A 24,113-nucleotide genomic window follows, 5' to 3' on the forward strand; every position below is an offset into this window, starting at 1 on the left:
CATCCGGACGCGACGAAGGCCCGGCCGCTCGCGATGAGCGGCCGGGCCTTCGTGTTCTCCTCGTGCGGTGCCGACCCGGTTCTCCCTGCGGCGTACCGACGGCCTACCGGCGGCCGAGGAACACCGGGTTGGTCAACGCGGCCATGTGGCCGAGCAGCAGCGTCTCACCCATCGCGGTGCCGTTGCTGGCGGTGCCGTCGGCCATCGGGTGGCGGACCTCGGCCCGCACGTACGCGGCCAGTTGCGGCGTCGTGACCCAGGTGGCGCTGCCCTCACCCGACGCCGGCAGACTCACCTGCTGCATCTGGCCCTCGTCGGTGATCAGGCGAATCACCCCGTTCGGGACGCCGGAGACGGTCAGGGACACGGTGACGGGCGCGTCGTCCGCGACCGGCAGCCGCTCCCCCACGCCCGCCGTCCGGCCGCCCGAGCGCGCGGTGAGGGCGAGATCGATGTCGGCGGACTCGGCGATCCAGCTGCGGCCGGCCTTGATGCCGGCGAGCACGGCGTCGCGGGAGAGGCCCGAGGCATTGACGACGTTGTGCGGCCAGCCGATGACCTGCGGCGGAAGGCCGGCCGACCAACACCCGTCGAACGCTCCGGGAGGATTTCTCCGGTTTCCGCAGTCGGTCACACTGGGGTGATGGACGATCTGCTGGTTCCGCCGGGCCCGGGAATCCCCCGTGGGCTCACGGTGCCCGGCTCGGAGCTCGTCGAACGCTTCTCCCACGCATCCGGCCCGGGCGGCCAGGGGGTGAACACGGCGGACTCGCGCGTGCAGCTGAGCCTGGACCTCGGCACCACCACCGCGCTCGACGACGTTCTGCGCCGCCGCCTGCTCACGGCACTCGCGAGCCGGCTCGCGGGCACCATGCTCACCGTCGAGTCCTCCGAGCAGCGTTCCCAGTACCGCAATCGCGCCGCGGCCCGCGACCGGCTCGCGTCGCTGCTGCGAGAGGCGGCGGCACCGCCGATCCCCCGCCGGCCGACCAGGCCCACGCGCGGGTCCAGGCGGCGACGGCTCGAGGCGAAGCGGCAGCGGGCGGAGGTCAAGCAGGCCCGCCGACGGCCGCGGGCGGAGTGAGCGCGGACCCCAGGGTGAACGCGCTCGCCGAGCGGTGAATGCCGTGTCCCCTGAGGCGTCGCCTGAGTCCGTCGGCCTGCTGGGACGTCACTCGCGCGTCTCGCTGCTGCCGACCTCCGCCTGGATCCTGCGGATCACCGATCCCAGGATCCCGCGCGAGAGCAGACCGGGCCCGAGGGGGCCGGATGTGTCGACGCCCACGGGCGGAAGCTGCCGGAGGACCGCGCGCTCGCCATCGGTCAGCTGCGCGAGCTGCCAGCGGAGTTCCTCGTGCTCCGCCTCCGGGCGATCCGGGTTTGCCAAGCAGACGGCCTTGACCGCGTAGGCGGCGGCACCGAGGGCGTGCGCGGCGAGGTGGGCGACGCCGGAGGCCTGGGCGGCGGACCGGGCGGCGGCCGCCCCGGCGGGGGTGGTGGCGCTGCTCGCGGCCTTGACGGCGATCATGCGGCGGGCGATCTCCGCGGCGGCGGTGCTCTCGCCCGCGCTGTACGCCCGGGCACGCGCGACGGCGTCGTGCACCTGCTCCAGCGCCACGGGTTCGGCGTCGACCAGCGGGAGCACCCGCTCCGCGCACGCGGCTGCCCACCGGGCGATGGTGCGCCGCTCCGGGTCACCGAGGGTCTGGATCGAGGCCATGGCCCGATCCTGTCACGCCGGTACGTCCGCGGGCCGGTACCGCACGGCGGCCGCTCCAGAGCGGAACTCGCGGCGCTCCACCTGCTCGAGCCGGATGCTTCCGCTCAGACCGGCGAGCAGCGTCGGCCCGTGTCCGGCCAGCACAGGCTGCACGAGGAACTCGTACTCGTCGATCAGGCCCGCCTCCGCCAGGGCGCGGGGCAGCGTCACGCCGCCCACCCACAGCCCGTCGCCCGATTCCTGTTTCAACTGGGCGACCGCCCGGCCCGGGTCGCCCCGGATCAGCTCGGCGTTCCAGTCGACGTCGGTGAGGGTGCTGGACACGACGTACTTCCTCGCTCCGTCGATGGCCTCGGCGAAGGCGACCGCCGGCTCGTCCATCCAGTCCGGCCACGTGCCGGTAACCGGCCTCCGCCACGCCGCCTGCATCATCGTGTAGGTGACGCGGCCGAAGATCAGGGCGTCGGCCCGGGCCATCTGATCGGTCCAGTAGCGCATCGACTCCTCGTCCGGCGGGAGCCCCGCCTCGTGATGGCAGCAGCCGTCGAGCGTGACGTTGATCGAATAGCGAAGTGGCCTCATGGCGCGCTCTCCCTCGATGCACTGGCCCGTTCCACCGGACGCAGCTCACGATACTGGCGCCTCCCGAACGTGTGTCCCGCATCACGCCGGGGAAGTCTTCACGCTGGTCGGGCGTTGGCCCCGACATAGTCAGCCTGCACACGATCGAGAGGACAGCACCATGACCACGACCTGGTTCATCACGGGAGCATCCAAGGGTTTCGGACGGGAGTGGACCGAAGCGGCGCTGGAGCGCGGGGACAACGTCGCCGGCACCGCGCGCAAGCCCGAGACGCTCAGCGACCTCGCCGAGAAATACGCCGACACCTTCCTGCCGATCCAGCTCGACGTCACCGACCGTGACGCCGACTTCGCGGCCGTCCAGCAGGCCGCGGAGCACTTCGGCCAGCTCGACGTCGTCGTGAACAACGCCGGCTACGGGCACTTCGGCATGATCGAGGAGCTGTCCGAGGCCGAGGTCCGGGCGCAGCTGGAGACCAACCTCTTCGGCGCCCTCTGGGTCACCCAGGCGGCCCTTCCCATCATGCGCAAGCAAGGGTCCGGGCACATCATCCAGGTGTCCAGCATCGGTGGGATCAGCGCGTTCCCGACCGTCGGCGCCTACCACGCGTCGAAGTGGGCGCTGGAGGGCTTCTCGCAGTCGCTCTCCCAGGAGGTGGCCGGCTTCAACATCAAGGTGACGCTGATCGAGCCCGGTGGATTCTCCACCGACTGGTCCGGCCCGTCCGCCACGCACAGCGAGGAGATGGACGCCTACGCCTCGGTACGTGAGGCGGCGGCGAAGCGTCCCTCTGCGAACAACCCGGGCGACCCGAAGGCCACCCGGGCCGCGATCCTCAAGGTCGTCGACGCCGAGAAGCCGCCCCTGCGGATCTTCTTCGGCACGGCGCCGCTGGACATCGCGACGAAGGACTACGAGTCGCGCCTGGCGACGTGGAACGAGTGGCAGCCGGTGTCGGTCGAAGCGCACGGCAACTGACGGTAGGGCCTGATGAGCCTGATGAGGGGTACCCGATGTTTGACGGGTACCCTCATCGTTGCCGTTGTCGGCATGGTGAGCTTCAAGCGTCCGGCGAAAGGGCCGGCTCGGACGCAGAGGCAAAGACGAGCTGTCCCACGAGTGTTGAGCTGAAACAAGAGTCGCTCGGCCGTCGCGACGTTTGCCCGCTATCAGCAAATTGCCCCGCTCTGGACAAATCGGAATCCGAGAGAAGATGGTGCCTATATAGAGAGCGCGCCCCAGCCCGGAGGCGATAGAATTGAGCAGCGCCGCTTCTTTTTCGAATTGAAGCGTCGACGTCGTGAGCAAACTCGTCGATCCGCCCTCGAAAGCTGATCTTAACGCTCTCGCTACCAATCTCGCCCATCAGTGGGCAAGTCGTCTTCGGTCTCGCGCCGGGCATCTATTTCGGCGGACTGCGCCAAGTTGACGTAGAACTTTCTCTCAACAGATCCGGCCGGCAAGTCCATCGCAACAGCTCGCGATCTATCTCGCTGTTCGATCGTCTCCGGGAACGGCTCACCGAGCGAGCCAGTCCGCGTGCCGGAGATGGTGGCGGACCTCAGAGCCTCCACCACCTGTTGGCACGCATCCTTCCCCACCTTCTCGGCTGAATGAAGTGCGCTGCGCACAAACTCCGTTTGATCCCATATCAAAGTCCGAGGAGCCTCATGGAGGACGGCTGCTACAGCCCCCACCCAGCTCTCGACACCACCGGAAATAGCTCTTGCAAGAAGACCTAGCACTCGGTCGTCGTAGTCGCCTGCCGCCGCCGAAAAAAGATCAGCGCCAAGCGTGCGCCGGCGCCACGAATCAAGCCTTTCCGCGATCCAGCTCAGAATACCGCTCAAGATTGTAAGGAACGCGGACGTGGATCGAATGCGCAAGCCATTATCCCAAGAATACGGGATTGCCCTGTAGCTGCGAAGTGAGTCGACGGCCTCGGCCAGCTCAATTCGCTCTTTCAACAGGCCTACGACCCACTCCGGGGCCGTCTCGGATCGTTCCGCAAGTGCTTTTGTCACAGAATATGTCCCAATGTCGTTCACGGCGACCAGGTCGCGGCGAATTAAATCGAGTTCGGTCTCGGAGAAGTCATCCCAAGAGATCCCGCTGTCAATCCGGAACGAAATGAAGTAATCGTCGGCCAGAACTTGACTATCACCGAAACGGACGCGCGTGAGTATGCGGATGGCCTCGGCCTTTTGAGTTCTCGCCAGCAGTTGAGCGGCCCGAACGACGTTTCGCCGTATCACTACGTCGGCATCCGTACTGAGTTCCAGCAGCAAATCGAGTTCTCCTAGACTCAGCTCGCGAAGACCACGGTTCCAACCGATTGCCTGGCTTGCGGACCGCCGACGGTCCAGCGACGTGTTAACAAGCAGGCTGCGGATATCCAGCAGCGCGCCGTCCGGATCTCGCGTGGCGAACGTGCCTAGGACCACCGGAAGGACAGAGTCGAGATCGGAGGCCTCAGAGGTGTTACGCACTCTCTCCACGATCGCGTGCGCGAGAGCCGGGCGAGAGTCGACAAGGCTCTGCAGCACGGGATCCGGGAAGCCTTCGGCCGGGCCAAACACTTCCCGGTCGGCCCTAAGCCGAGTAACCAGTACGTCAACCACATCCTCGTCAGAGTAAAACTGGAGTAGCTCGGTCACCTTCGCGATAAGTGCCAGCCGCTTGGCTTCCATAGCTTCGAAGTTATCGCCACGGTCGCGCACCAGGCGGCCCCAACCGTCGTGGACCATTAGACCAAGGAGACTCTCGACATCATCTGGGATGGACTCGATGGCATGCTGTGCAGCCTCGTGTAAGGGGCCTGATCCGTAACTGTCGTACCAGAACAAGGCGTCGCGGACAGCGACGAGTACAGCGGGATCCAGGTCACCGGCCGCAGCTTTCGCGTGGAGGCGGTTGATGGTCAAGAGGATGCCCGGAATCCATCCGGCCAGTTCATCCTCTGACACCTCGCGACCGAAACGTCCCGTTGGCAATTGCAGCGCGGACTTCAAGGCCTTAGCCGCGGCTCCCGAACGCCTCACATCTGAGTGATCCAGTTCCTCGAAAGCCAAGTCAATGACTCGTTGCCGAACCTTCATGATCCCACTCGGATTCAGCGCAAACGGGCGGAAGGTGATTGAGTGTCCGCGAAAGGAAGATTCGTCTCCTTCCGTCGCGAGCATCGGCTCGAGAACCTCAAACGGAGACAGCTGATTACCATCGGCAAACCACGTTGAGACGCTGTCGATGATCAAGTCGTTGAACCATATAGGCTTGTCAACACTGAACTCAGCCAATTCGCACAATACCCTAAGCGGATGATTTGCATGTGAATTGGTGGGTCGTATATCGCCCTGAGCCAAAGCCCACAACTGTCCAGCTGCCTCCGAGAGCGTCTCTTCTGTTAACGCGGCGAGCTGAATCGCTGCCGGCAAGACCTCTAGCACGCCGTTGTAGTCCACCGGGAGCACACTTCGCCACGCGGCGTGCTCGCCGTCGAGACGATCTGTTGGGTTGTCGATCAACCATCGGGTGAGTTGGAGAGCGCGGGTGGGCTGGAAGTAGGCAACTTTGGCCAAAGTCTCAGCGAGAGTACGTCGGTCGAACGCATCAGCGGCCACGACACGGGAGCGAAAAGCAGCCCACAGAGAGTCAGCCAGACTCGGTACATCGTCACGCAAGTTACGAATCTGCCAGTCGACACGACTCACGTTGACAAACAGGTGCTCGACGCTATTTCCACAGATTATCGACTCGATACGAGCGAGATAACCAGTGCCGAGCGGGTCTCGGTCGTCGAATACCGCGTCGGTTAGAATCACATCGCCCAAGAGATCCGGCACTATCCGCAAAGCGTCTCCTCGCCGCCGTAGGATTCCCGCGTTCTCGAGGCTCCGCAAGTGCTTGTGCAACTCGTCGTAGGGCTTTCCCACAACTGCGCTCAGCGACGTGCGCGCATCTTCTTCATTAGTGCGGAACGGCTGCAGCGCAGCCACCGCATCCAAGACTGCCATCCGGGTCGGCGGGTCGTATGCCAAAGGGTCTTTCACCAATGCATCGCGAAACCCACGCAAGATCTGAAGCCGAACGTTGTCGTCTTGTGCCACCGCCGTCGGATCAAGATGACCTTGCCTTATCAGCACGCCGCCGACGACAGTCACCAGCGGAGAATCGATGGTGAGCGCAGCGAGCCGACGAGCGACTGCGGGCGCGCCTGCTTCGCCCAGCGCTTCACGCGCCAGGGCAAAAGCCTCGTCGAACTCGAGATCTCCAATGACGACCTCGGTGTGCGGCATGGGCAGCAACCCGTGACGTGCCAATTCCTCTTTGACACCCCGCACCCCGTAGGGCCGAGTAGCCAGCAGCACCTTCGTATTCGGGTTCCGACGCCAGATGCCGGCCATGATATTGGCGATATCCACAATCTCGTGGGCATCATCAATGATGACCGTCAGGTCGCGGTCCACCGGTAGTAGTTCGAGGTCGGCCCCGGTCACATTCACGTTGCCAGGCAAGAGACGAATCTGGGTGCCTGCTGGCCTAGCGTCCGCGACCGCCTTGAGAACTCTTGTTTTTCCAACGCCACCCGCCCCGACTAAGAATGCGACCGTGGCGTTGGCTTGATAAGCTGCCGCCACCAGTTGGTCAAGTTCGGCCCGCCGCCCGACTAAGTTCCAGTCGTGATTAAACACGGCGCCACGGTTGACGCCGAAGTGTTCCTCGGGCGGCAACCAGGGCCCGGGCGCTGAGATGCCAAGAAACGACTCTCGGTGACCCGGGAAGTAGTTGTCGACGATCCGCACGGCCTGCTCGCGTGGGAGGTTCCGAATGTGACGAGAGATGTCCTCACCGTCCCACAGCTCCCAATTGGCGTGTCTTCCGGCCTCTGCCCGCGCGGCCGGGGTAGCGACCAATCGAGATAGAAACAGATAGTTTTGTGGTGCGAAGATCGTGACCTCTTTGATGGCCCTTCTGACGGCGGACGGCCCGAACTCGCGGTGGCGCTTGCACTGACCTATGGCGAGATTGATTCCGTCCGCAGTGACGAGAATGTCGATGCCATACTGTTTATGCCCACGGCCGCCGTATCGGCTCGCATGCCCGTCGAGGTGCAATGTGGCCACCACTTCGGTCAGCAGGTCTTCGAACCGTTCCTCCGTCAGCTCATCAAGCGGAAGAGCCCGCGTTAACGGACGAACTGGAAGACGGACAGCTAATGCCGGCGACCGATACCCACCGGCGTCGAGAAGCAAATCCAGATCGACCGAAAGAGTTCGAGCGACGCTATCTAGCATTGAGCGCCGCGGCCTAGACCGACCGTTTTCCCACCCGCTAACCGCCTGCTGACCTACGTCGAGGTGGGCCGCGAGCGTCGCCTGATCCAGCCCCAGCGCCTCCCGCCGTTCGCGGATCAATAGGCCAAGATCTTCGCTCATGCCGAGAGCGTACGCATCGTATGCGTGCATATCAACGGTCAGACGCATACGATGCGTACGACGGCAGACGGCTCCTAGCCGCCTCACACGTTGAAGCGGAACTCCACCACGTCGCCGTCGTGCATGACGTAGTCCTTGCCCTCCATACGGACCTTGCCGCGGGACTTCGCCTCTGCCATCGTCCCGGCGTCCACCAGGTCCTCGAACGACACAATCTCGGCCTTGATGAAGCCGCGCTGGAAGTCGGTGTGGATGACGCCGGCCGCCTGGGGCGCGGTGTCGCCACGGTTGATGGTCCAGGCGCGTGCCTCCTTCGGCCCCGCCGTCAGGTAGGTCTGCAGCCCGAGCGTGTGGAAGCCGACGCGGGCGAGCTGGTCGAGGCCCGACTCGGTCTGCCCCTCCATCTCGAGCATCTCGCGCGCCTCCTCCTCGGAGAGTTCCACCAGCTCGGACTCGAGCTTCGCGTCGAGGAACACGGTGTCGGCCGGCGCCACCAGCTCAGCCAGCTGCTTGCGCCTGGCCTCGTCGGCGAGCACGTCGGCGTCGGCGTTGAACACGTAGATGAAGGGCTTGGCGGTGAGCAGGCTCAGCTCCCGCAGGTGCTCCATCTCGAGCTTGTCACCCTCGATCGACGAGAAGATCGTGTCGCCGCGCTCCAGCACGGCCTGCGCCTTCTGCAGCTCGGCGAGCTCGGCGGCGTCCCGCTTCTTGATCTTCACTTCCTTCTCGACCCGGGGCAGCGCCTTCTCGATGGTCTGGAGGTCGGCGAGGATCAGCTCGGTGTTGATGGTCTCCATGTCCGAGGCGGCGTCGATCCGGCCGTCGACGTGGATGACGTCGGGGTCGTCGAACACGCGCACCACCTGGGCGATCGCCTGCGCCTCGCGGATGTTGGCGAGGAACTGGTTGCCCAGCCCCTCCCCCTCGCTGGCGCCCTTGACGATGCCGGCGATGTCGACGAAGGACACCGTCGCGGGCATCACGCGCGCGGAGGAGAACAGCTCGGCGAGCTTGTCCAGCCGCGGGTCCGGCAGGTTCACCACCCCGATGTTCGGCTCGATGGTCGCGAACGGGTAGTTCGCCGCGAGCACCTGGTTGCGGGTCAGGGCGTTGAAGAGGGTGGACTTGCCGACGTTGGGCAGACCGACGATACCGATAGTGAGAGCCACGGTCGTCCATTCTACGGGCGCGCGATCACCCTCCGTCGTCGGTCCCGGAAGGTGAGGTATCACGGCGGTATCGTTTGGTTGCATGGCCATGACACTCCGGCTCCCCGACAACCTCAACCGGGCTCTCGACGACATTGCCAACGCCGAGCACACTCCCAAGAGTGCACTCGTGGCAGAGGCAGTCCGTCAGTTCATCGATCGCCGAGCACGCGAGGCCCGGATTGAAGAAGGCTTCGCTTTTGCGTTGACCCACGATCGAGAGGCCATCGACCGCCTGGCTGATGCGTGATCATCGGACTCGAGCTCGATGAGGCCTTGCCCCTCATCGAGCGCCTCGGCTTCCACGTGCGCGATGCGGGCCTTCTCGGCTCCGCCCTCGCACGTCCGGCCACGACAGTGATGGGCGCGCCCGCCTATCCGTCCTTACCTCTGCAAGCCGCGGCCCTACTCGAGTCCGTGGCTCGAAACCACGCGCTGATCGACGGCAACAAGCGCACCGCGTGGGTGCTGACCGTCGTCTTCCTCCACCTCAACGGCGCCCGACACACTCTCGCCCCGGATGCCGTTTTCGACCTGGTGGTCGGCGTCGCCTCGGGCGTGATCGACATCCAGGAGTCCTCGAAGATGCTCGCCGACCACCTTCGTCCGCTCGACAGCTGACGACCCGGGGGACGGACCTGACGAGTTCTGTCGGCGCCCGGTGAGAACGTGGAGGCATGGACGTTCTCGCCGCTCTCCTCCTGGCTCTGCTCACGCTCGTCGTCGGCCTCGTGGCCGGGGTCGTCGTCGGCCGCCGGCACGCCGGTACCGCTGACGACGGCGGCCCGCGGGTGAACCAGCTGACCGCTGACCTGGCGCGTGCCCGGGAGGCCTGCCATCAGCTCGAAGCGCGCGCGATGGCGGCCGACGAGCGCAGCCGCGAGCAGCTGGACGTCCTGCAGGCTCTCGCCCCCGTGCAGGCCAAACTGTCCGCCGTGGAGGAGCACGTGCGCGTCATGGAGCGGCAGCGGGCCGAGCAGTACGGCGGTATCCACGAGGCTCTGCGCGACGCCCGCACCGCCAACGGCGAGCTGCAGGTGGCCACCCAGTCGCTCGCGGGCGCTCTGCGCTCCACCTCGGCACGGGGCACCTGGGGTGAGGCGCAGCTGCGTCGCGTCGTCGAGGCCGCCGGCATGCTGCCGCACGTCGACTTCGGCGAGCAGGTGCACGGCGAGCGGGTCGACGCGGACGGGCAGCGCATCACCCAGCGCCCCGACATGGTCGTCGCCCTGCCCGGCGGCAAGGAACTGGTGCTCGACGCGAAGGCTCCCCTGTCTTCCTACCTCGAGGCGCAGGAGGCGGAGACCGAGGAGGAGCAGGCGGCGTGGCTGTCCCGCCACGCGAAGGCCGTGCGCGCCCACGTCGACGCCCTCGGCGCCAAGAAGTACTGGGAGGGACGCAGCGAGAGCCCCGAGCTCGTGCTCTGCTTCCTGCCCGCGGAGTCGGCACTGTCCGCCGCGTTGACGGCCGACGGCACACTGCTGGACCACGCCGCGTCGCGGCACGTCGCGCTGGTCTCGCCCGTGTCCCTGCTCGCAGCGCTCAAGGCGGTGTCCTTCTCGTGGCGGCAGGAGTCGCTCACGGACAACGCCCGGGAGCTGTTCGTGCTCGCCCAGCAGCTGTACGACCGGCTCGGTTCCACCGGCAAGCACCTGGCGACCATGGGATCCTCACTGCGCCGCACCGTGGAGACCTACAACTCGCTGGTCGGCTCGATGGAGAACCGGGTGTTCGTCACTGCCCGGAGGATCGCCGATCTCGATCCGGCTGTCGTCCGCTCGGAGCACCTGACACCAGAGGGCGTGGAGACGACACCGCGCACGCTGACAGCCGTCGAGTTCCTGTCGCACGACGCGGCCGACGACGACGGCCGCGAGCGGAGGGAACTGGGTCGCACCGGCTGAGGTACTGAGACTGGGAAATCAGCGCCGGTCAGCCGGCGCAACCGACCGGCCCGCGTGGGCTACTTCATGATGAGCGGCCTTCTGCGAGGAGAGTGTCGCCTACTGCGTGAAGAGGAGGTCCAGCCGGTCCAGCAACGCTTCGAGCGAGCGTTCGAACTCCTCGTCCGAGTGATCCTCGGAGAGAAGCGGTCGCAGTCGGGCGACCAGCGGAAACTCCGACAGGTCGAGGTCCTCGTCCTGGTTGGGCAGGTCGGCCCCACCTTCGTCGAGCGGTTCCTCCACCGGCGCGGTCGACTCTCCACGCTGGGCGACCTCCAGCAGCAACTGGCCGAGCAGGAAACTCGTGAACACCCGGTAGACCTCGACCGCGCGCTCCTCCGTGAAGCCGCGTTCGAGCAAGGCCGCGAGGAACTCCTCGACCACCCGCAGGCTCCGCAGCGGCGGACGCAGCCAGTCCGCGGCCGGATGCCGGGTCGCCATCAGCGGGAAGATCGCCGGGTGCTCCAGCGCCACGTCCCGGACGGAGTGCGCCATCCACTGCAGGTAGCCGTGCCAGTCCGTCGTCAGCTCGTGGCCCGCCGGCGGCGTGGCCTCCACCCGGTCCACGAGGGCGGCGACAATCGCTTCCAGCAGGTCCTCCCGGCCGTTGACGTAGCGGTACAGGGACATGGCCTCGACCCCGAGCCGGGCACCGAGCGAGCGCATCGTCAGTTGGTTGATGCTCCGCTCGTCGATGAAAGCGATGGCCTCACGAACCACGAGGTCGCGACTGAGCGGACGTCGAGTGCCGGCCTTCTCGGCCGTGGACTCGCCTTGCTGCGCCACCGGTGATCATCTCCTCGTCCGATCGGGATCCGGCTGTCCTTTTCCTCGACGATAGCCCTCGACCTCGGACGATGCACGGCCTAGACTTTGCTCAGCTTGCTTTGCATCATTTGACTTAGCTTGTAAGCTCGGGTCCATCGGAAGACTGACTTACGTCGTAAGCCGGTCTTTCATGGCAGGACCGGTCCCCGACCGGTGAGACCTCGACCCGAAAGCTGGACATGACTCAATCCCTGACCAACGGGCTGAGCGCCGCATGGACCACCATCGCGACGTTCGTTCCCGCACTCGTGCTGTTCCTCGTCATCCTTCTCGTCGGCTGGATCGTCGCGAAGGCGCTCTCCCGCCTGGTTGCGAAGCTCCTGGCGCGCGTGGGCCTGGACCGGGCCATCGAGCGCGGCGGCATCGGCCGGGCGCTCCAGCGGTCGAAGTTCGACGCGAGCGACATCCTCGCCAAGCTCGTCTACTACGCGATCATGCTGTTCACCCTGCAGCTGGCGTTCAGCGCCTTCGGCCCGAACCCGATCAGCAACATCCTGACCGCGATCATCGCCTTCCTGCCGGCCGCGTTCGTCGCCATCATCATCGTCATCATCACCGCCGCCATCGCCGCGGCCGTCAAGACGCTGATCCAGAACACCCTCGGCGGCCTCTCGTACGGCAAGGCCCTGGCGAACATCGCCGCCGTGTTCATCATCGGATTCGGCATCATCGCGGCGCTGAACCAGGTCGGCATCGCCACCACCGTGACCACCCCGGTCCTGATCACGGTGCTCGCCACCCTCGGCGGCGTCATCGTCGTCGGTGTCGGCGGCGGTCTGATCAAGCCGATGCAGTCGCGCTGGGACTCGTACCTGAACAAGGTCGAGGACGAGGCGCCGCGCCTGCGTGCCGAGGCCGATCGCGCCCCGAGTGTCGAGCAGCAGGCGAAGTCCGCAGCTGCGCAGGCCAAGGCCGCGGCCAGCAGTGCCGGCAACCAGAGCGGCAACGGCCGGGGCGGCGCGAGCCGGGACAACCAGCACCGCTGAGCGGAGCCCGCACCAGCGGACATCCCACCCCTTGAACCGGCGCGGCCGCGGCGACCACCGCCGCGGCCCGCCCGGGAACACCGGTTCCCCTTTCCGCAACAACCACCACCAGAAGGAGAAGCTCCATGGCTATCGACAAGAACGCGATCTCCACGCTGTTCGGCGCGGACGTGCTGACGAGCGACGACCACCGCCTCGGTGACGTCGGTCAGGTCTACCTGGACGACCAGAGCGGCTCGCCCGAATGGGTCACCGTCCGCACCGGCCTCTTCGGCACCAAGGAGACCTTCGTCCCGATCCGCAACGCCGACCTCGACGACCGCGGTCTCCGCGTGCCGTTCGACAAGCAGCTGGTGACCGACGCCCCGCGCGTCGAGGCGGATCAGGACCACCTCTCCCCCGAGGAGGAGCAGGAGCTCTACCGCCACTACGGCCTCTCCGACTCCACCGGTGACGCGATCGACGACGGCGCCCGCACCGGGCAGACCACCGGGATCGCGACCGGCGGCGTCGACGAGCGCGGCACCGACGAGCGGGCCGCCGGCCTGACCGGCGACCGGGACGCCGCCGGCACCGTCGGCCACGACACCTCGGGCCCGACGACCGACGAGGCCATGACCCGCTCCGAGGAGCGGCTCCGCGTCGGCACGGAGAACGTCGAGACCGGGCGCGTCCGCCTGCGCAAGCACGTCGTTACCGAGCAGCAGACCGTCCAGGTTCCGGTCACCCGCGAGGAGGTCACCCTCGAGCGCGAGCCGATCACCGACGCCAACCGCGGTGCGGCCGAGGACGGACCGGAACTCTCCGACGAGGAGCACGAGGTCGTCCTGCACGAGGAGCGCCCCGTGATCGAGAAGGAGGTCGTCCCGGTCGAGCGCGTGCGCGTCGGCAAGGAGACCGTCGAGGAGACCACGACGGTCAGCGACCAGGTGCGCAAGGAAGAGATCGACACGGACACCGACGGCTCGGTGGACGGCAACATCGACGGCCGGGTCGACGGCAACCGCTGACCCACCGGCGATCCCGCCACGCGAGAGCCGAGGCGCCCCGCACCGTCGAGAGACGGCGCGGGGCGCCTTTCTCGTGTCGCGAGCCCGCGGGGGCGGGCGCCGACACCGGAGGGCGACCGACCACGCAGGAGCAGAATCAGACCGGGCAGATGCGCTTCGCCGTCTCCTCGAACCAGGCGTCGTAGTCGTCGACACCCCGGTGCAGATGGCCGAAGAGCTGCAGGCTGATGGCACCGAGGAGCGCACCCCACGCCTGCACGCCCCGCAGCAGCAGATCGTCGGCGATGCTGTTCTCCGTCACCTCCCGGATGCCGGCGATGGAGCGGTGCACCGGTCGCGGCACCGGCAGCGGCTGCGGCGAACGTCCGGCGGCCTGGACCTCGGCGAGCAGCCCCAGCAGTACGCCGGTGACGCGGCCCGCCGGGACGACCGTGTCGCGCGGCGCCCGGTATCCCGGCACGGGCGACCCGTAGAGCAGGGCATAGTCGTACGGATGGTCGACGGCCCAGCGGTGCAACCGTGTCGCGACGGCCATCCACCGATCACCGAACCGCGTCCAGTCCTTGACGTTCCGGTCCGCCTCCGCCAGGGCCTCGCCCAGTTCGGTGTACACCTCGATGAGCACGGCGGTCAGCAGCTCGTCCCGGCTGGCGAAGTACCGGTAGACCGCTGAGGAGACCATGCCGAGCTCGCGGGCGACCGCCCGCAGCGACAGCTCCGACGGACCTGCCTCGGTGAGTTGACGCCGACCGGCCGCGACGATCGCGCGAGTGATCTCCTCGCGCGCGATGTCACGGGCGGTGCGATGGATCGGAGCTTCGGCCATGGCAGCAGCCTGCCACACGGAGAGAACAGTGACAACAAACAAGAGCGGTGCTCTTGCCAACGGTTCGTGCCCGGCCTACGCTGCATCCAAGAGCACCGCTCTCACAAGAGATCAGCGATCCAGTACATCGGGAGACGTCATGGCACTGCACGTGATCGTGGGAGCAGGACCGGTCGGGCGGCACACCGCCCGTCTGCTGGCCGACCGGGGCGACGAGGTCGTCGTCGTGACCCGCAGCGGGCGCGGGCCCGACCTGCCCGGCGCACGCCGGGTGGCGGCCGACGCCGCGGACGCCGACCGCCTCACCGAGCTGACGACGGGCGCCACCGCGCTGTACAACTGCGCCAACCCGCCGCACTACGGCACGTGGGAGACGGTGTGGCCCGCTCTCTCCGGCAGCCTGCTCGCCACGGCCGAGCGCACCGGGGCGACGCTGGTGACGGCGGCGAGCCTGTACCCGTACGGGCCGGTCGACGTGCCGATGACCGAGGCCCTGCCGGACGCGGCGACGGAGAAGAACGGGCGCATCCGCGCCCGCATGTGGGCCGAGGCGAGAGCCGCCCACGACGCCGGGCAGGCTCACGTCGTGGAGGTGCGCGCCTCTGACTACGTGGGGGCCGGCGTCGGAGCGAACGGCCATCTCACCCGGGACGTCCCGGCGGCACTGAAGGGCAGGCGGGCCTGGGTGGTCGGCAACCCGGACCTGCCGCACTCGTGGACGGACGTCGCGGACGTGGCGCGCACCCTCGTGACCGTGGCGGACCGTCCGGACGCGTGGGGGCGGGTGTGGATCGCCCCGACGAACGCGCCACGCACGCACCGGGAAGCACTGGCCGACGTGCTCGCCGCCGGGGGCCACCCCATGGTCGGCATGAGCGGCATCCCCCGCCTCGCCCTGCGGGCCATGGGACTGGTCAACGCGGACCTGCGGGAGATGGCGACGATGAGCTACATCCAGTCCCGGCCCTACGTGGTCGACAGCAGCGCCGCCGAGGGGGAGCTCGGCCTGGCGCCCACGCCGTGGGCGCAGGTGTGCCGGCGGACGCTCGACGGTGTCGGGACTCCCGCCGCGTGAAGTCTCGGCCGACCCGCCCCGAAAAGGAGGCGGGAGCGTGAGTCAGCCGGTTACGCCCGACATGGGTACTCAAAGAGCCCCGATTCCGGGCGGAACCCGCTGACTCAACGGATGGGATGAGCGTGTGGCCCGCTCGGAAGCCGGGCATGAAGAGACGGGCGCGTGAGTCAGCCGGTCAGGCCCGACATGGTTACTCAAAGAGCCCCGATTCCGGGCGGAACCCGCTGACTCAGCGGATGAGCCTCCGGTGACCATGGCCGCACCAGCTCGGTCATCGCGCGGGTCAGCTCGCCCTGCAGCAGCGGCCCGTAGCTGATCCGGCGGACGCCGGCGTCGCGCAGCTCCTCCAGGGATCCGGAGGGCGCACCGGTGCGCGGGTTCGCGGTGATGTTGACCGGCACCGACACGGCGTCGACGAGGGCGCGCACCGACGCCAGGTCCGGGACCCGGACCGGGTACACGGAGCGGGCGCCCGCCTCGACGCAGGCCTGCAGGCGGGTGATGGCCTCGGCCAGCGGACCGGCGAACTCGTCGGGGTGCAGGTACGCGTCGGTGCGGGCATTGATCACCAGCTCCACGCCGGCGGCGTCGGCCGCCTGCCGCAGCCGGCCGATGTAGTCGGCGTGCTCCTGCACGGACCGGACCCGGTCCTCGTGGTGCACGGTGTCCTCGACGTTGATGCCGACCGCACCGGCGTCGAGCACGCGCTCCACCAGCTCGACCGCCGGGGTACCGTACCCGGACTCGACGTCCGCGCTGACCGGCACGTCCACGGAGGCGCAGATGCGGGCGATGCCCTCGAGCGCGTCGTCCAGGGTCATTCCCTCATGTTCGTCCTGGCCCCGGGCGTCGGCGAGCGGGTGGCTGCCGATGGTCAGCGCCGAGAACCCGGCGTCGACGGCGGTCCGTGCGGACCATGCGTCCCACACGGTCGGCAGGACGAGCATGCCGGTCGCCTCGTGCAGGCGGGCCAGCGTGGCGGCGCGGGCGACGACGGAGCTGCGTTCGGGAGGAGTGCGGTCGGCGGGGGTCTGACTCATGCGAATGCTCCTTCGGTCCGGCGGAACGGGGTCCGCTGCGGGCGGTGCAGCGAGTGACGAGTGCAGCGAGGTGGAGCAGGTCTACGACGTCGGGCGCGGGCCGTGGCCTCCGAGGCCGCGCGAGGCGTCACCGGCGGCCTTGAGCGTGGTCCGCAGCTCCTTGGGGAGGGAGAAGAGGATGTCCTCCTCGGCCGTGACGACCTCCTCGACGTCGCCGTAGCCGTACTCGGCGAGCAGGGTGAGCACCCGCTGGACGAGCACCTCGGGCACGGAGGCGCCGGAGGTGACGCCGACGGTCGCGACCCCCTCGAACCAGGATTCGTCGATCTGCTCGGCGAAGTCCACGCGGTGCGCGGCACGAGCCCCGTACTCGAGGGCGACCTCGACGAGGCGCACCGAGTTGGACGAGTTGGCCGACCCGACGACGATGACGAGGTCCGCGGCCGGGGCGATCTTCTTGATGGCCGCCTGCCGGTTGGAGGTGGCGTAGCAGATGTCGTCGCTCGGCGGGTCCTGCAGGTTCGGGAACCGCTCGCGCAGGATGGTGACGATCTCCATCGTCTCGTCCACCGACAGGGTGGTCTGGGAGAGCCAGATCAGCCGGTCCGGGTCCTCGACCTGGACGGTGCGGGCCTCCTCGGGGTTGTTGACCACGGTCGTGTGGTCCGGGGCCTCCCCGTACGTGCCCTCGACCTCCTCGTGGCCCTCGTGCCCGATCAGCAGGATGTGGTTCTCGGCGCGGGCGAACCGCACGGCTTCGCGGTGCACCTTCGTGACCAGCGGGCAGGTGGCGTCGATGGTGCGCAGGTTGCGATCCTCCGCGGACTGCTTGACGGCCGGGGAGACGCCGTGGGCGGAGAAGACGACCAGCGCGCCCTCGGGCACCTGGTCGGTCTCCTCGACGAACACGGCGCCGCGCTCCTGAAGCGTGCTCACGACGTGCTTGTTGTGGACGATCTCCTTGCGCACGTACACGGGGGCGCCATAGTGCTCGAGCGCCTTCTCGACGGCGACGACGGCCCGGTCCACTCCCGCGCAGTAGCCGCGCGGCGCGGCCAGCAGCACCTTCCGGTCGCCGTCCACCGGGACCGCCGCGATCTCCTCAGGAGAACGACGACGGCGGGGCACGACCGGGGTGGGGACGGAGACGGCGGTGGTCATGTCCCCATCGTACGGGCGGGGGCCCGCGTCACCGGGCCTCGCGGGCTCCGGTCAGCGCTGGGCTGAACCGGGCCGAGACCGGCCGGCCACGAGCCGCCCGACGAGACCGGCGGCCAGCAGCACCGCTCCCCAGACCGCGAGCCCGACGACCCACGGGACGGCGGCACCGCCCGCCAGGTCGACCAGCCGGTAGCGCAGGTAGTCCGCGAGGCCGGGAGCGTTGGCGTCGCCGGCGACGGCGCTGCGGACGAGGACGCCGGCCGCCACGAGCAGGCCCGTGCCGAGCAGCACTCCGACGCCGAGCCAGCCGACCGTCGTCGTGCGCCGGTGGGCCACGAGCAGGGCCAGGACAGCGGCGACGGCGGCACCGACGAGGGCCGCGGTCGCGTTGCCGGAGGCACGCACGACGGTCCCGGCCAGGCCGGCCTGCTGGGAGGCACCGAGGTCGACGACGACGGCGTCGTCCGGCACGAGCGACCCGCCGGCCGGCAGGCTGAGACTGCCGGCGGCCTTGTCCGCGAGGAGCTTGACCAAGGGCTGGATGTCGGCCTGCAGGGCGTCCGGTTTCGCGGGGTCGGTCATCGTCGCCAGGCTCAGGTCGTGGCTGCGCTGCATGGTGCGATCCCAGGCCCCGGGGAAGCCCGGGTCGGTGGTCAGGGCCTGCGCGGACCGGTCGACCAGCCCGGCCGCGGCGTCCTTGAGCCCCTCCGGCAGCGCGATGCGGCTCCGTGCCTGCCCGGCGACGGTGGTCGCCAGCCGATCGTGCAGGCCGGTGTCCGCGGAGAGCGGCGAGGTGAGGGCGACGAAGCCGTTCGTGTCGACGACCGTGCGCTGGACGGCCGTGGCGGAGATGCCGGCCAGGATCAGGACGACCGCGATCAGGCCGAGCAGGAAGGACACCGCGGTGCGGAGCATGGACAACCTCGAGACGATGACGGAAGAACAGGCAGGCCTATTCGCGGCCGCGCGTTGTCCACAGGTTCAGGGCGTGCGGACGCACGGCCGCGGTTATGGGGACGGTGGGTGGTAAGTGTAGAACATGAGCCAACCCCGTCAGTCGTCCGAGCCCCTGCGCCCGGCCGCCAAGCCGCACGCGAACGGCGCGGCGCATGGTGGTTCGACGAGCGGTGCTGTGGAGGGTGGCGGGGCGGTCGGCGTCGTCGACGGGGTCACCGTGACGGGCCTGGAGCGTGCGGAATCGACGCCGTCCGGGTCCGGCTCGGCATCCGGGGACACGCCGGCCACCCTGCCCGCCACCGCCGCCGAGACGTCGGCGGACTCCCCGTGGCCGCTGCGGGTGCTGTCCCAGAAGCTGAAGACCTACATCGAGCGGGCGCCGTTCGCGTGGGTCGAGGGCCAGGTCATCGAGCTGAACCGGCGCGCGAACGTCACCTACCTGACCCTGCGGGACACGGACGCCGAGGTCTCGTTCTCCGTCGCCGTCCTCGGCCGCGTGCTGGACCAGTTGCCGGTCCCCCTCGAGCGCGGCGCCCGCGTGGTCGCCCAGCTCAAGGCCGACTTCTGGATGAAGACCGGCCGGCTGTCCATGCAGACCCGCGACATCCGGCCCGTGGGCCTGGGCGACCTGCTCGCCCGCATCGAACGGCTCCGGCAGGCCCTCGGCGCCGAGGGGCTCTTCGCCGCCGAGCGGAAGCTGCCCCTCCCCCGGCTGCCCCACCGGATCGGCTTGATCACCGGCCGGAACTCGGACGCCGAGAAGGACGTCCTGCGCAACGCCGCGCTGCGGTGGCCGGCCGTGCAGTTCGAGATCCGCGAGGTCGCCGTCCAGGGAGTCACCGCCGTCGCGCAGGTCAGCGCCGCACTGCGGGAGCTCGACGAGCACCCCGAGGTGGACGTCATCGTCATCGCCCGCGGCGGCGGCTCGCTCGAAGACCTGCTGCCGTTCAGCAACGAGGACCTCGTCCGCGCCGTCTCCGCCGCCCGCACCCCCGTGGTCAGCGCCATCGGCCACGAGGCGGACCGGCCCATTCTCGACGACGTCGCGGACCTGCGCGCCTCCACGCCGACGGACGCCGCCAAGCGGATCGTGCCCGACGTCGCCGAGGAGCTGCAGCGCATCGCGCAGGCGCGGCAGGTGCTCGACCGCTCCGTCCGGTCGCTGCTGCACCGCGAGACCGACCGGCTCGCGGGCCTGCGCAGCCGGCCGGTGATGCTGCGCCCCGAGACGATGCTGACCGCCCGCGCCGAGGACGTCGAGCGGATGCGGCACCGCGCCCGGCGCGCCACCGAGATCGCCGTGCACCGCGCCACGGACCGGGTCGCGCACCTGCGCGCCCAGATGCGCTCCCTCTCCCCGCAGAACACGCTGGACCGCGGGTACGCCGTCGTCCAGCTGGCCGACGGGTCCGTCGTCCGGTCCTCGGGCCAGACGCAGCCGGACGACCGGGTACGCATCCGGGTCGCCGCCGGCGAGATCGGCGCCCGCGTGTTCGCGGTCAAGGAACCCGACGACGGCCCCGCCGTCCCCACCGAACCCTCGCAGCCAGGAGAGCCCGACGATGAGTGATGCCACCCCGTCCCCCACGACCACCGGCGGAGCAGCCGACGACGGCACCGCGAGCGGCGCGAAGAGCCCGAAGAGCGCGGGCCAGCGGAGCGGTGATCAGAGCGGTGTGGATCAGCTCAGCGGTGTCGATCAACTGAGCTATGAGCAGGCCCGCGAGGAGCTGGTCGCCGTCGTCAACCGGCTCGAGGCCGGTGGCGCGAGCCTCGAGGAGTCGCTCGCCCTGTGGGAGCGCGGCGAGGCCCTGGCCAACCGCTGCGAGCAGTGGCTGCACGGCGCCCAACAGCGGCTCGAGGCCGCCCGCCCGCGGAAGGACGCCGAGCACGACTGACGCATCGCCACTCCTCGAGAAGCGGCGGGCGGGACCGACGCGTCGCAGGCTGCAAACCGGACCGACGCGCCGGCCGCCCGCGTCTCAGAGGGCGGCGAGCCGCGCCTTCTCGGCCTCGACGTCGAAGTCGGCGGCCGGCCACTGCGGGTCGATTCCCCGCAGTGTCTCCAGCAGCAGGTGCTGCACCGCGAGTCGGGCGTACCACTTCCGGTCCGCGGGCACGACGTACCAGGGCGCCAGCTCCGTCGAGGTCCGGTCGACGGCGATCTGGTAGGCCTGCTGGAAGTCCGGCCACAGGGCCCGGTCGTCCAGGTCGCCCGGCCGGTACTTCCAGTGCTTGTCCGGACGCTCGAGCCGCTCCCCCAGCCGCGCCTTCTGCTCCTCGGGGCTGATGTGCAGCATGACCTTGATGATCCGGGTGCCCGCGGTGGAGACCTGACGCTCGAACCGGTTGATCTCGTCGTAGCGCTTCTCGATCGTCTCCAGCGGCGTCAGCTTGCGCACCCGGTGCACCAGCACGTCCTCGTAGTGGGAGCGGTCGAACACGCCGATCTGGCCGGGCGTGGGCAGCTTCCGCCGCACGCGCCACAGGAAGGTGTGCCGCTGCTCCTCGGGGGTGGGCGCCTTGAACGCCGTCAGCGCGATGCCCTGCGGGTCGACGGCGCCGACGACGTGCCGCACGATGCCGCCCTTGCCGGCGGTGTCCATGGCCTGCAGCACGAGCAGCACCGAGTCGGTGGCACCGCCCTTCGAGGCGGCGAAGAGCCGCTCCTGGAGGTCGGCGAGTTCGGTCGTGCCCGCGTCGAGCTCCTCCTTGCCGGCGGCCTTGTCGCCGGAGAAACCGGGCGTCGAGCGCGGATCCAGCGCGGCGAGGTCGAAGCCGAGCTTGACGCGCAGCAGGTCCGCGGTGTCCGCGCCGAGCAGGCTGTCCCGCGCCTTGCCGCCCTTCGCGTCGTCGGGCGCCGCGTCCTTCTTCGCCGAGGACTTCTTGGACGAGGCCTTCGTGTCGCTCTTCTTCGCCATGGTGCTCCTTCGTCGCCGCACCGGCTGTCGCACCGGATGGCGACCAGCCTAGTCAGCGCCCCGCGCGGCGCCAGCCGGTCAGCGTTCGCGCCAGTCCGTGAGGAAGTCGCCGATCCGCTCCAGCGCTTCCTCGAGGATGTCGACGCCGGGCAGGGTGACGAGCCGGAAGTGGTCCGGGGCGATCCAGTTGAAGCCCGTGCCGTGGGTGACGAGGATCTTCTTCTCCCGCAGCAGCTCGATGACGAACGTCTCGTCGTCGTCGATCCGGTAGACCTCCGGGTCCAGCCGCGGGAACAGGTAGAGCGCGCCCTTGGCCTGCCGGCAGCTGACACCGGGCATGTCGTTGAGCATCCGGTGGGCCAGATCGCGCTGCTCCTTGAGCCGGCCGCCGGGCAGGATCAGGTCGGTGATCGACTGGTATCCGCCGAGCGCGGTCTGGATGGCGTGCTGCGCGGGCACGTTGGCGCACATGCGCATGTTGGCCAGCAGGGTGAGCCCCTCGAGCAGGTTCTCGGCGCGCCGCTTCGGCCCGGAGACGGCGACCCAGCCGCTGCGGAACCCGCACACTCGGTAGGCCTTGGACAGACCGGAGAAGGTGAAGGTCAGCACGTCGTCCCCCGCGTACGTCGCGGTGTGGTGGTGCACGGCGCCGTCGAACAGGATCTTCTCGTAGATCTCGTCGGAGAGCAGGATCAGGTCGTGCTCGCGGGCGATCTGCGCGATACCCTCGACGATCTCCCGGGAGTACACGGCACCGGTGGGGTTGTTGGGGTTGATCAGCACGAGCGCCTTGGTGCGGTCGGTGATCAGGGACCGGATGTGCTCCAGGTCCGGGTTCCAGTCGTTCTCCTCGTCGCACACGTAGTGCACGGGGGTGCCGCCGGACAGGGACACCGCGCCGGTCCACAGCGGGTAGTCGGGCGCCGGGACGAGGATCTCGTCGCCGTTGTTCACCAGGGCCTGCAGCACCATGGTGATCATCTCGGAGACGCCGTTGCCGATGAACACGTCGTCGACGCCGATGTCCATGATCCCGTGCGACTGGTAGTACTGCGAGACGGCGGTGCGGGCCGAGAAGATACCGCGCGAGTCGCTGTAGCCCTGCGCGGTGGGCAGGTTGCGGATCATGTCGACGAGGATCGCGTCCGGCGCCTCGAACCCGAAGGGCGCCGGGTTGCCGATGTTCAGCTTGAGGATGCGGTGACCCTCGGCCTCCAGTCGCTGGGCCTCGGTCAGGATCGGTCCGCGGACGTCGTACCGGACATGGGCGAGCTTGGTGGACTGGGTGAAGGTTCGCATGTACTCACCATGGCACGGGGCGGTACCGCCCGGCCGGGATTGAACGCCTCGGACGCGAGAACGCCCGGGCCAATCCGCGGTCGGTGGCACCTGTCGCGGATCGGTCCCGGGCGTTCTGCTCGAGCGGGTCGCTCGGAGGGAACCTCGAGGGCGTGGCCCTACTTGGTGATTCCCTTCTGCTTGAGCCACTGCGCGGCGGCGTCCTTCGGGCTGGTCTTGGCATCGCCGGAGACCATCCGGTTGAGGTTGATCAGGTCGTCCGTGGTCAGCTGGGCGGACACCTTGTTCAGTGCGTCGGTCGCCTGACTGGACAGCTTGCCGTCCTTGATCAGCGGGAGCACCTGCTGGGCGATGAAGTTGTTCTTCGGGTCCTCCAGCACCACGAGGTCGTTGTCCTTGATCGCCGGGGTGGTGGTGAAGATGTCGGCCACCTGCACCTTGTCGTCCAGCAGCGCCTTCTGGGTGACCGGGCCGCCGCCGTCGCTGTAGGGCTCGAAGGCCTTCGGCGTGCAGTTGTACTTCGACTTCAGCCCGGGCAGGCCGTAGGCGCGCTCCTGGAACTCCGGCGGGCCGCCGATGGTCAGCTGGTCGCAGACCTTGCCCATGTCGTCGATGCTCTTGAGGTTGTACTTCTGCGCGGTCGCCTTGGTCACGACCATGGCGTCCTTGTCCTCGGCCTTGGAGGTGTCCAGTGCCTTGAGGCCGCTCGGCAGCTTGCCGGGCAGGGCCTTGGTGATGTCGTCCGCGCTGACGGCGGTCGAGGACTTGTCGAAGTACTGCAGCAGGTTGCCCGAATAGTCCGGGACCACGTCGATGGACCCCTCGGTCAGGGCCTTGATGTAGACCTCGCGGGAACCGATGTTCGGCTTCGTCGAGGCCTTGCCGCCGGCGCCGTTGATGGCGCCGGCGTAGATCTCGGCGATGATCTGGCTCTCAGGGAAGTTCGCGGAGCCGACGACGACGGTGTCGGCGGGAGCGGCCGAGGCCGAGCTGCCGCCGTTCTGCAGCGGGTTGGACCCGGACCCGCCACCGCAGGCGGCGACGGAGAGCGTCAGGGACAGGGCCCCGGCGACCGCCGCGACCCGGGCTGCGCGCCCCCTGGTGAACAGCGCTTTCATGGT

Annotated in this window: 23 protein-coding genes; 10 read left to right on the forward strand and 13 right to left on the reverse strand. The window is 68.6% G+C overall.

Annotation, left to right across the window (positions count from 1 at the left end):
* Positions 1 to 103: 103 nt before the first annotated feature.
* Entirely contained in the window at positions 104 to 634 is a 531-nt protein-coding gene (locus V6N00_RS00540) for a CehA/McbA family metallohydrolase domain-containing protein (RefSeq protein WP_334230144.1), read from the reverse strand.
* Between the two features lie 9 nt (positions 635 to 643).
* On the opposite strand from V6N00_RS00540, the gene arfB reads away from it, so the two are divergent.
* Positions 644 to 1,084, forward strand: a complete 441-nt coding sequence (gene arfB, locus V6N00_RS00545) for an alternative ribosome rescue aminoacyl-tRNA hydrolase ArfB (RefSeq protein WP_334230145.1) — start codon at positions 644 to 646, stop codon at positions 1,082 to 1,084.
* A gap of 87 nt (positions 1,085 to 1,171) precedes the next feature.
* Here the strand turns inward: arfB and V6N00_RS00550 are convergent, their stop codons facing one another.
* Together V6N00_RS00550 and V6N00_RS00555 are read right to left on the reverse strand one after the other, a co-directional pair.
* On the reverse strand, positions 1,172 to 1,720 hold the full coding sequence (locus tag V6N00_RS00550; RefSeq protein WP_334230146.1) for a putative immunity protein: 549 nt from the start codon (positions 1,718 to 1,720) through the stop codon (positions 1,172 to 1,174).
* Between the two features lie 12 nt (positions 1,721 to 1,732).
* Positions 1,733 to 2,302 (reverse strand): dihydrofolate reductase family protein, encoded by a 570-nt coding sequence (locus V6N00_RS00555; protein ID WP_334230147.1) that lies wholly within the window; start codon positions 2,300 to 2,302, stop codon positions 1,733 to 1,735.
* Between the two features lie 160 nt (positions 2,303 to 2,462).
* Between V6N00_RS00555 and V6N00_RS00560 the strand changes: the two genes are divergently transcribed.
* Positions 2,463 to 3,281, forward strand: coding sequence for an SDR family oxidoreductase (locus tag V6N00_RS00560; RefSeq protein ID WP_334230148.1), 819 nt, complete (start codon positions 2,463 to 2,465; stop codon positions 3,279 to 3,281).
* Between the two features lie 371 nt (positions 3,282 to 3,652).
* Here the strand turns inward: V6N00_RS00560 and V6N00_RS00565 are convergent, their stop codons facing one another.
* Together V6N00_RS00565 and ychF are read right to left on the reverse strand one after the other, a co-directional pair.
* Entirely contained in the window at positions 3,653 to 7,738 is a 4,086-nt protein-coding gene (locus tag V6N00_RS00565; RefSeq protein WP_334230149.1) for a helix-turn-helix domain-containing protein, read from the reverse strand.
* Positions 7,739 to 7,821: 83 nt separating this feature from the next.
* Positions 7,822 to 8,907, reverse strand: a complete 1,086-nt coding sequence (gene ychF / locus V6N00_RS00570; RefSeq protein WP_334230150.1) for a redox-regulated ATPase YchF — start codon at positions 8,905 to 8,907, stop codon at positions 7,822 to 7,824.
* Between the two features lie 82 nt (positions 8,908 to 8,989).
* Here ychF and V6N00_RS00575 point away from each other — a divergent pair, with 82 nt between their 5' ends.
* Genes V6N00_RS00575 through V6N00_RS00585 form a run of 3 tightly spaced genes read left to right on the forward strand, consistent with a single transcriptional unit; the run spans position 8,990 to position 10,850 of the window.
* Positions 8,990 to 9,196: a CopG family ribbon-helix-helix protein gene (locus V6N00_RS00575; protein WP_334230151.1), complete on the forward strand. Its 207-nt coding sequence runs from the start codon at positions 8,990 to 8,992 to the stop codon at positions 9,194 to 9,196.
* Positions 9,193 to 9,567 carry a type II toxin-antitoxin system death-on-curing family toxin gene (locus V6N00_RS00580; protein ID WP_334230152.1) on the forward strand — a complete coding sequence of 125 codons (375 nt, stop codon included), beginning with the start codon at positions 9,193 to 9,195 and terminating at the stop codon, positions 9,565 to 9,567. The genes V6N00_RS00575 and V6N00_RS00580 overlap by 4 nt, the downstream gene beginning before the upstream one ends.
* A gap of 56 nt (positions 9,568 to 9,623) precedes the next feature.
* Positions 9,624 to 10,850 carry a DNA recombination protein RmuC gene (locus V6N00_RS00585; protein ID WP_334230153.1) on the forward strand — a complete coding sequence of 409 codons (1,227 nt, stop codon included), beginning with the start codon at positions 9,624 to 9,626 and terminating at the stop codon, positions 10,848 to 10,850.
* 99 nt (positions 10,851 to 10,949) lie between these two features.
* Here V6N00_RS00585 and V6N00_RS00590 read toward each other — a convergent pair whose 3' ends face one another.
* On the reverse strand, positions 10,950 to 11,675 hold the full coding sequence (locus V6N00_RS00590; RefSeq protein ID WP_334230154.1) for a TetR/AcrR family transcriptional regulator: 726 nt from the start codon (positions 11,673 to 11,675) through the stop codon (positions 10,950 to 10,952).
* Positions 11,676 to 11,896: 221 nt separating this feature from the next.
* Between V6N00_RS00590 and V6N00_RS00595 the strand changes: the two genes are divergently transcribed.
* Both V6N00_RS00595 and V6N00_RS00600 read left to right on the forward strand, forming a co-directional pair.
* On the forward strand, positions 11,897 to 12,703 hold the full coding sequence (locus V6N00_RS00595; protein ID WP_334230155.1) for a mechanosensitive ion channel family protein: 807 nt from the start codon (positions 11,897 to 11,899) through the stop codon (positions 12,701 to 12,703).
* 125 nt (positions 12,704 to 12,828) lie between these two features.
* Positions 12,829 to 13,713, forward strand: a complete 885-nt coding sequence (locus V6N00_RS00600; protein WP_334230156.1) for a PRC and DUF2382 domain-containing protein — start codon at positions 12,829 to 12,831, stop codon at positions 13,711 to 13,713.
* 136 nt (positions 13,714 to 13,849) lie between these two features.
* On the opposite strand, the gene V6N00_RS00605 is transcribed toward V6N00_RS00600, so the two are convergent.
* Positions 13,850 to 14,539 (reverse strand): TetR/AcrR family transcriptional regulator, encoded by a 690-nt coding sequence (locus V6N00_RS00605; protein WP_334230157.1) that lies wholly within the window; start codon positions 14,537 to 14,539, stop codon positions 13,850 to 13,852.
* A 139-nt stretch (positions 14,540 to 14,678) separates the two neighbouring features.
* Between V6N00_RS00605 and V6N00_RS00610 the strand changes: the two genes are divergently transcribed.
* Positions 14,679 to 15,614: an NAD-dependent epimerase/dehydratase family protein gene (locus V6N00_RS00610; protein ID WP_334230158.1), complete on the forward strand. Its 936-nt coding sequence runs from the start codon at positions 14,679 to 14,681 to the stop codon at positions 15,612 to 15,614.
* A 194-nt stretch (positions 15,615 to 15,808) separates the two neighbouring features.
* Here V6N00_RS00610 and V6N00_RS00615 read toward each other — a convergent pair whose 3' ends face one another.
* The 3 genes from V6N00_RS00615 to V6N00_RS00625 all read right to left on the reverse strand — a co-directional run bounded on the left by V6N00_RS00615 (position 15,809) and on the right by V6N00_RS00625 (position 18,730).
* Positions 15,809 to 16,654 (reverse strand): isocitrate lyase/PEP mutase family protein, encoded by an 846-nt coding sequence (locus V6N00_RS00615; protein WP_334230159.1) that lies wholly within the window; start codon positions 16,652 to 16,654, stop codon positions 15,809 to 15,811.
* A gap of 81 nt (positions 16,655 to 16,735) precedes the next feature.
* Positions 16,736 to 17,815 (reverse strand): 4-hydroxy-3-methylbut-2-enyl diphosphate reductase, encoded by a 1,080-nt coding sequence (locus tag V6N00_RS00620; RefSeq protein WP_334230160.1) that lies wholly within the window; start codon positions 17,813 to 17,815, stop codon positions 16,736 to 16,738.
* A 51-nt stretch (positions 17,816 to 17,866) separates the two neighbouring features.
* A complete protein-coding gene (locus V6N00_RS00625) occupies positions 17,867 to 18,730 on the reverse strand; it encodes a hypothetical protein (RefSeq protein WP_334230161.1) in 864 nt (287 codons plus the stop codon).
* A gap of 124 nt (positions 18,731 to 18,854) precedes the next feature.
* Here V6N00_RS00625 and xseA point away from each other — a divergent pair, with 124 nt between their 5' ends.
* Positions 18,855 to 20,342 (forward strand): exodeoxyribonuclease VII large subunit, encoded by a 1,488-nt coding sequence (xseA, locus tag V6N00_RS00630; RefSeq protein ID WP_334230162.1) that lies wholly within the window; start codon positions 18,855 to 18,857, stop codon positions 20,340 to 20,342.
* Positions 20,343 to 20,448: 106 nt separating this feature from the next.
* Positions 20,449 to 20,670: an exodeoxyribonuclease VII small subunit gene (locus tag V6N00_RS00635; RefSeq protein WP_334230716.1), complete on the forward strand. Its 222-nt coding sequence runs from the start codon at positions 20,449 to 20,451 to the stop codon at positions 20,668 to 20,670.
* Positions 20,671 to 20,754: 84 nt separating this feature from the next.
* On the opposite strand, the gene V6N00_RS00640 is transcribed toward V6N00_RS00635, so the two are convergent.
* The 3 genes from V6N00_RS00640 to V6N00_RS00650 form a co-directional block, all read right to left on the reverse strand.
* Positions 20,755 to 21,693, reverse strand: coding sequence for a PPK2 family polyphosphate kinase (locus tag V6N00_RS00640; RefSeq protein WP_334230163.1), 939 nt, complete (start codon positions 21,691 to 21,693; stop codon positions 20,755 to 20,757).
* 78 nt (positions 21,694 to 21,771) lie between these two features.
* Entirely contained in the window at positions 21,772 to 22,992 is a 1,221-nt protein-coding gene (locus V6N00_RS00645; RefSeq protein ID WP_334230164.1) for a pyridoxal phosphate-dependent aminotransferase, read from the reverse strand.
* Positions 22,993 to 23,150: 158 nt separating this feature from the next.
* Entirely contained in the window at positions 23,151 to 24,110 is a 960-nt protein-coding gene (locus V6N00_RS00650) for an ABC transporter substrate-binding protein (RefSeq protein ID WP_334230165.1), read from the reverse strand.
* Between the last annotated feature and the right edge of the window lie 3 nt (positions 24,111 to 24,113).

Source organism: Tersicoccus mangrovi, assembly GCF_036881825.1.
GTDB lineage: Bacteria > Actinomycetota > Actinomycetes > Actinomycetales > Micrococcaceae > Tersicoccus > Tersicoccus mangrovi.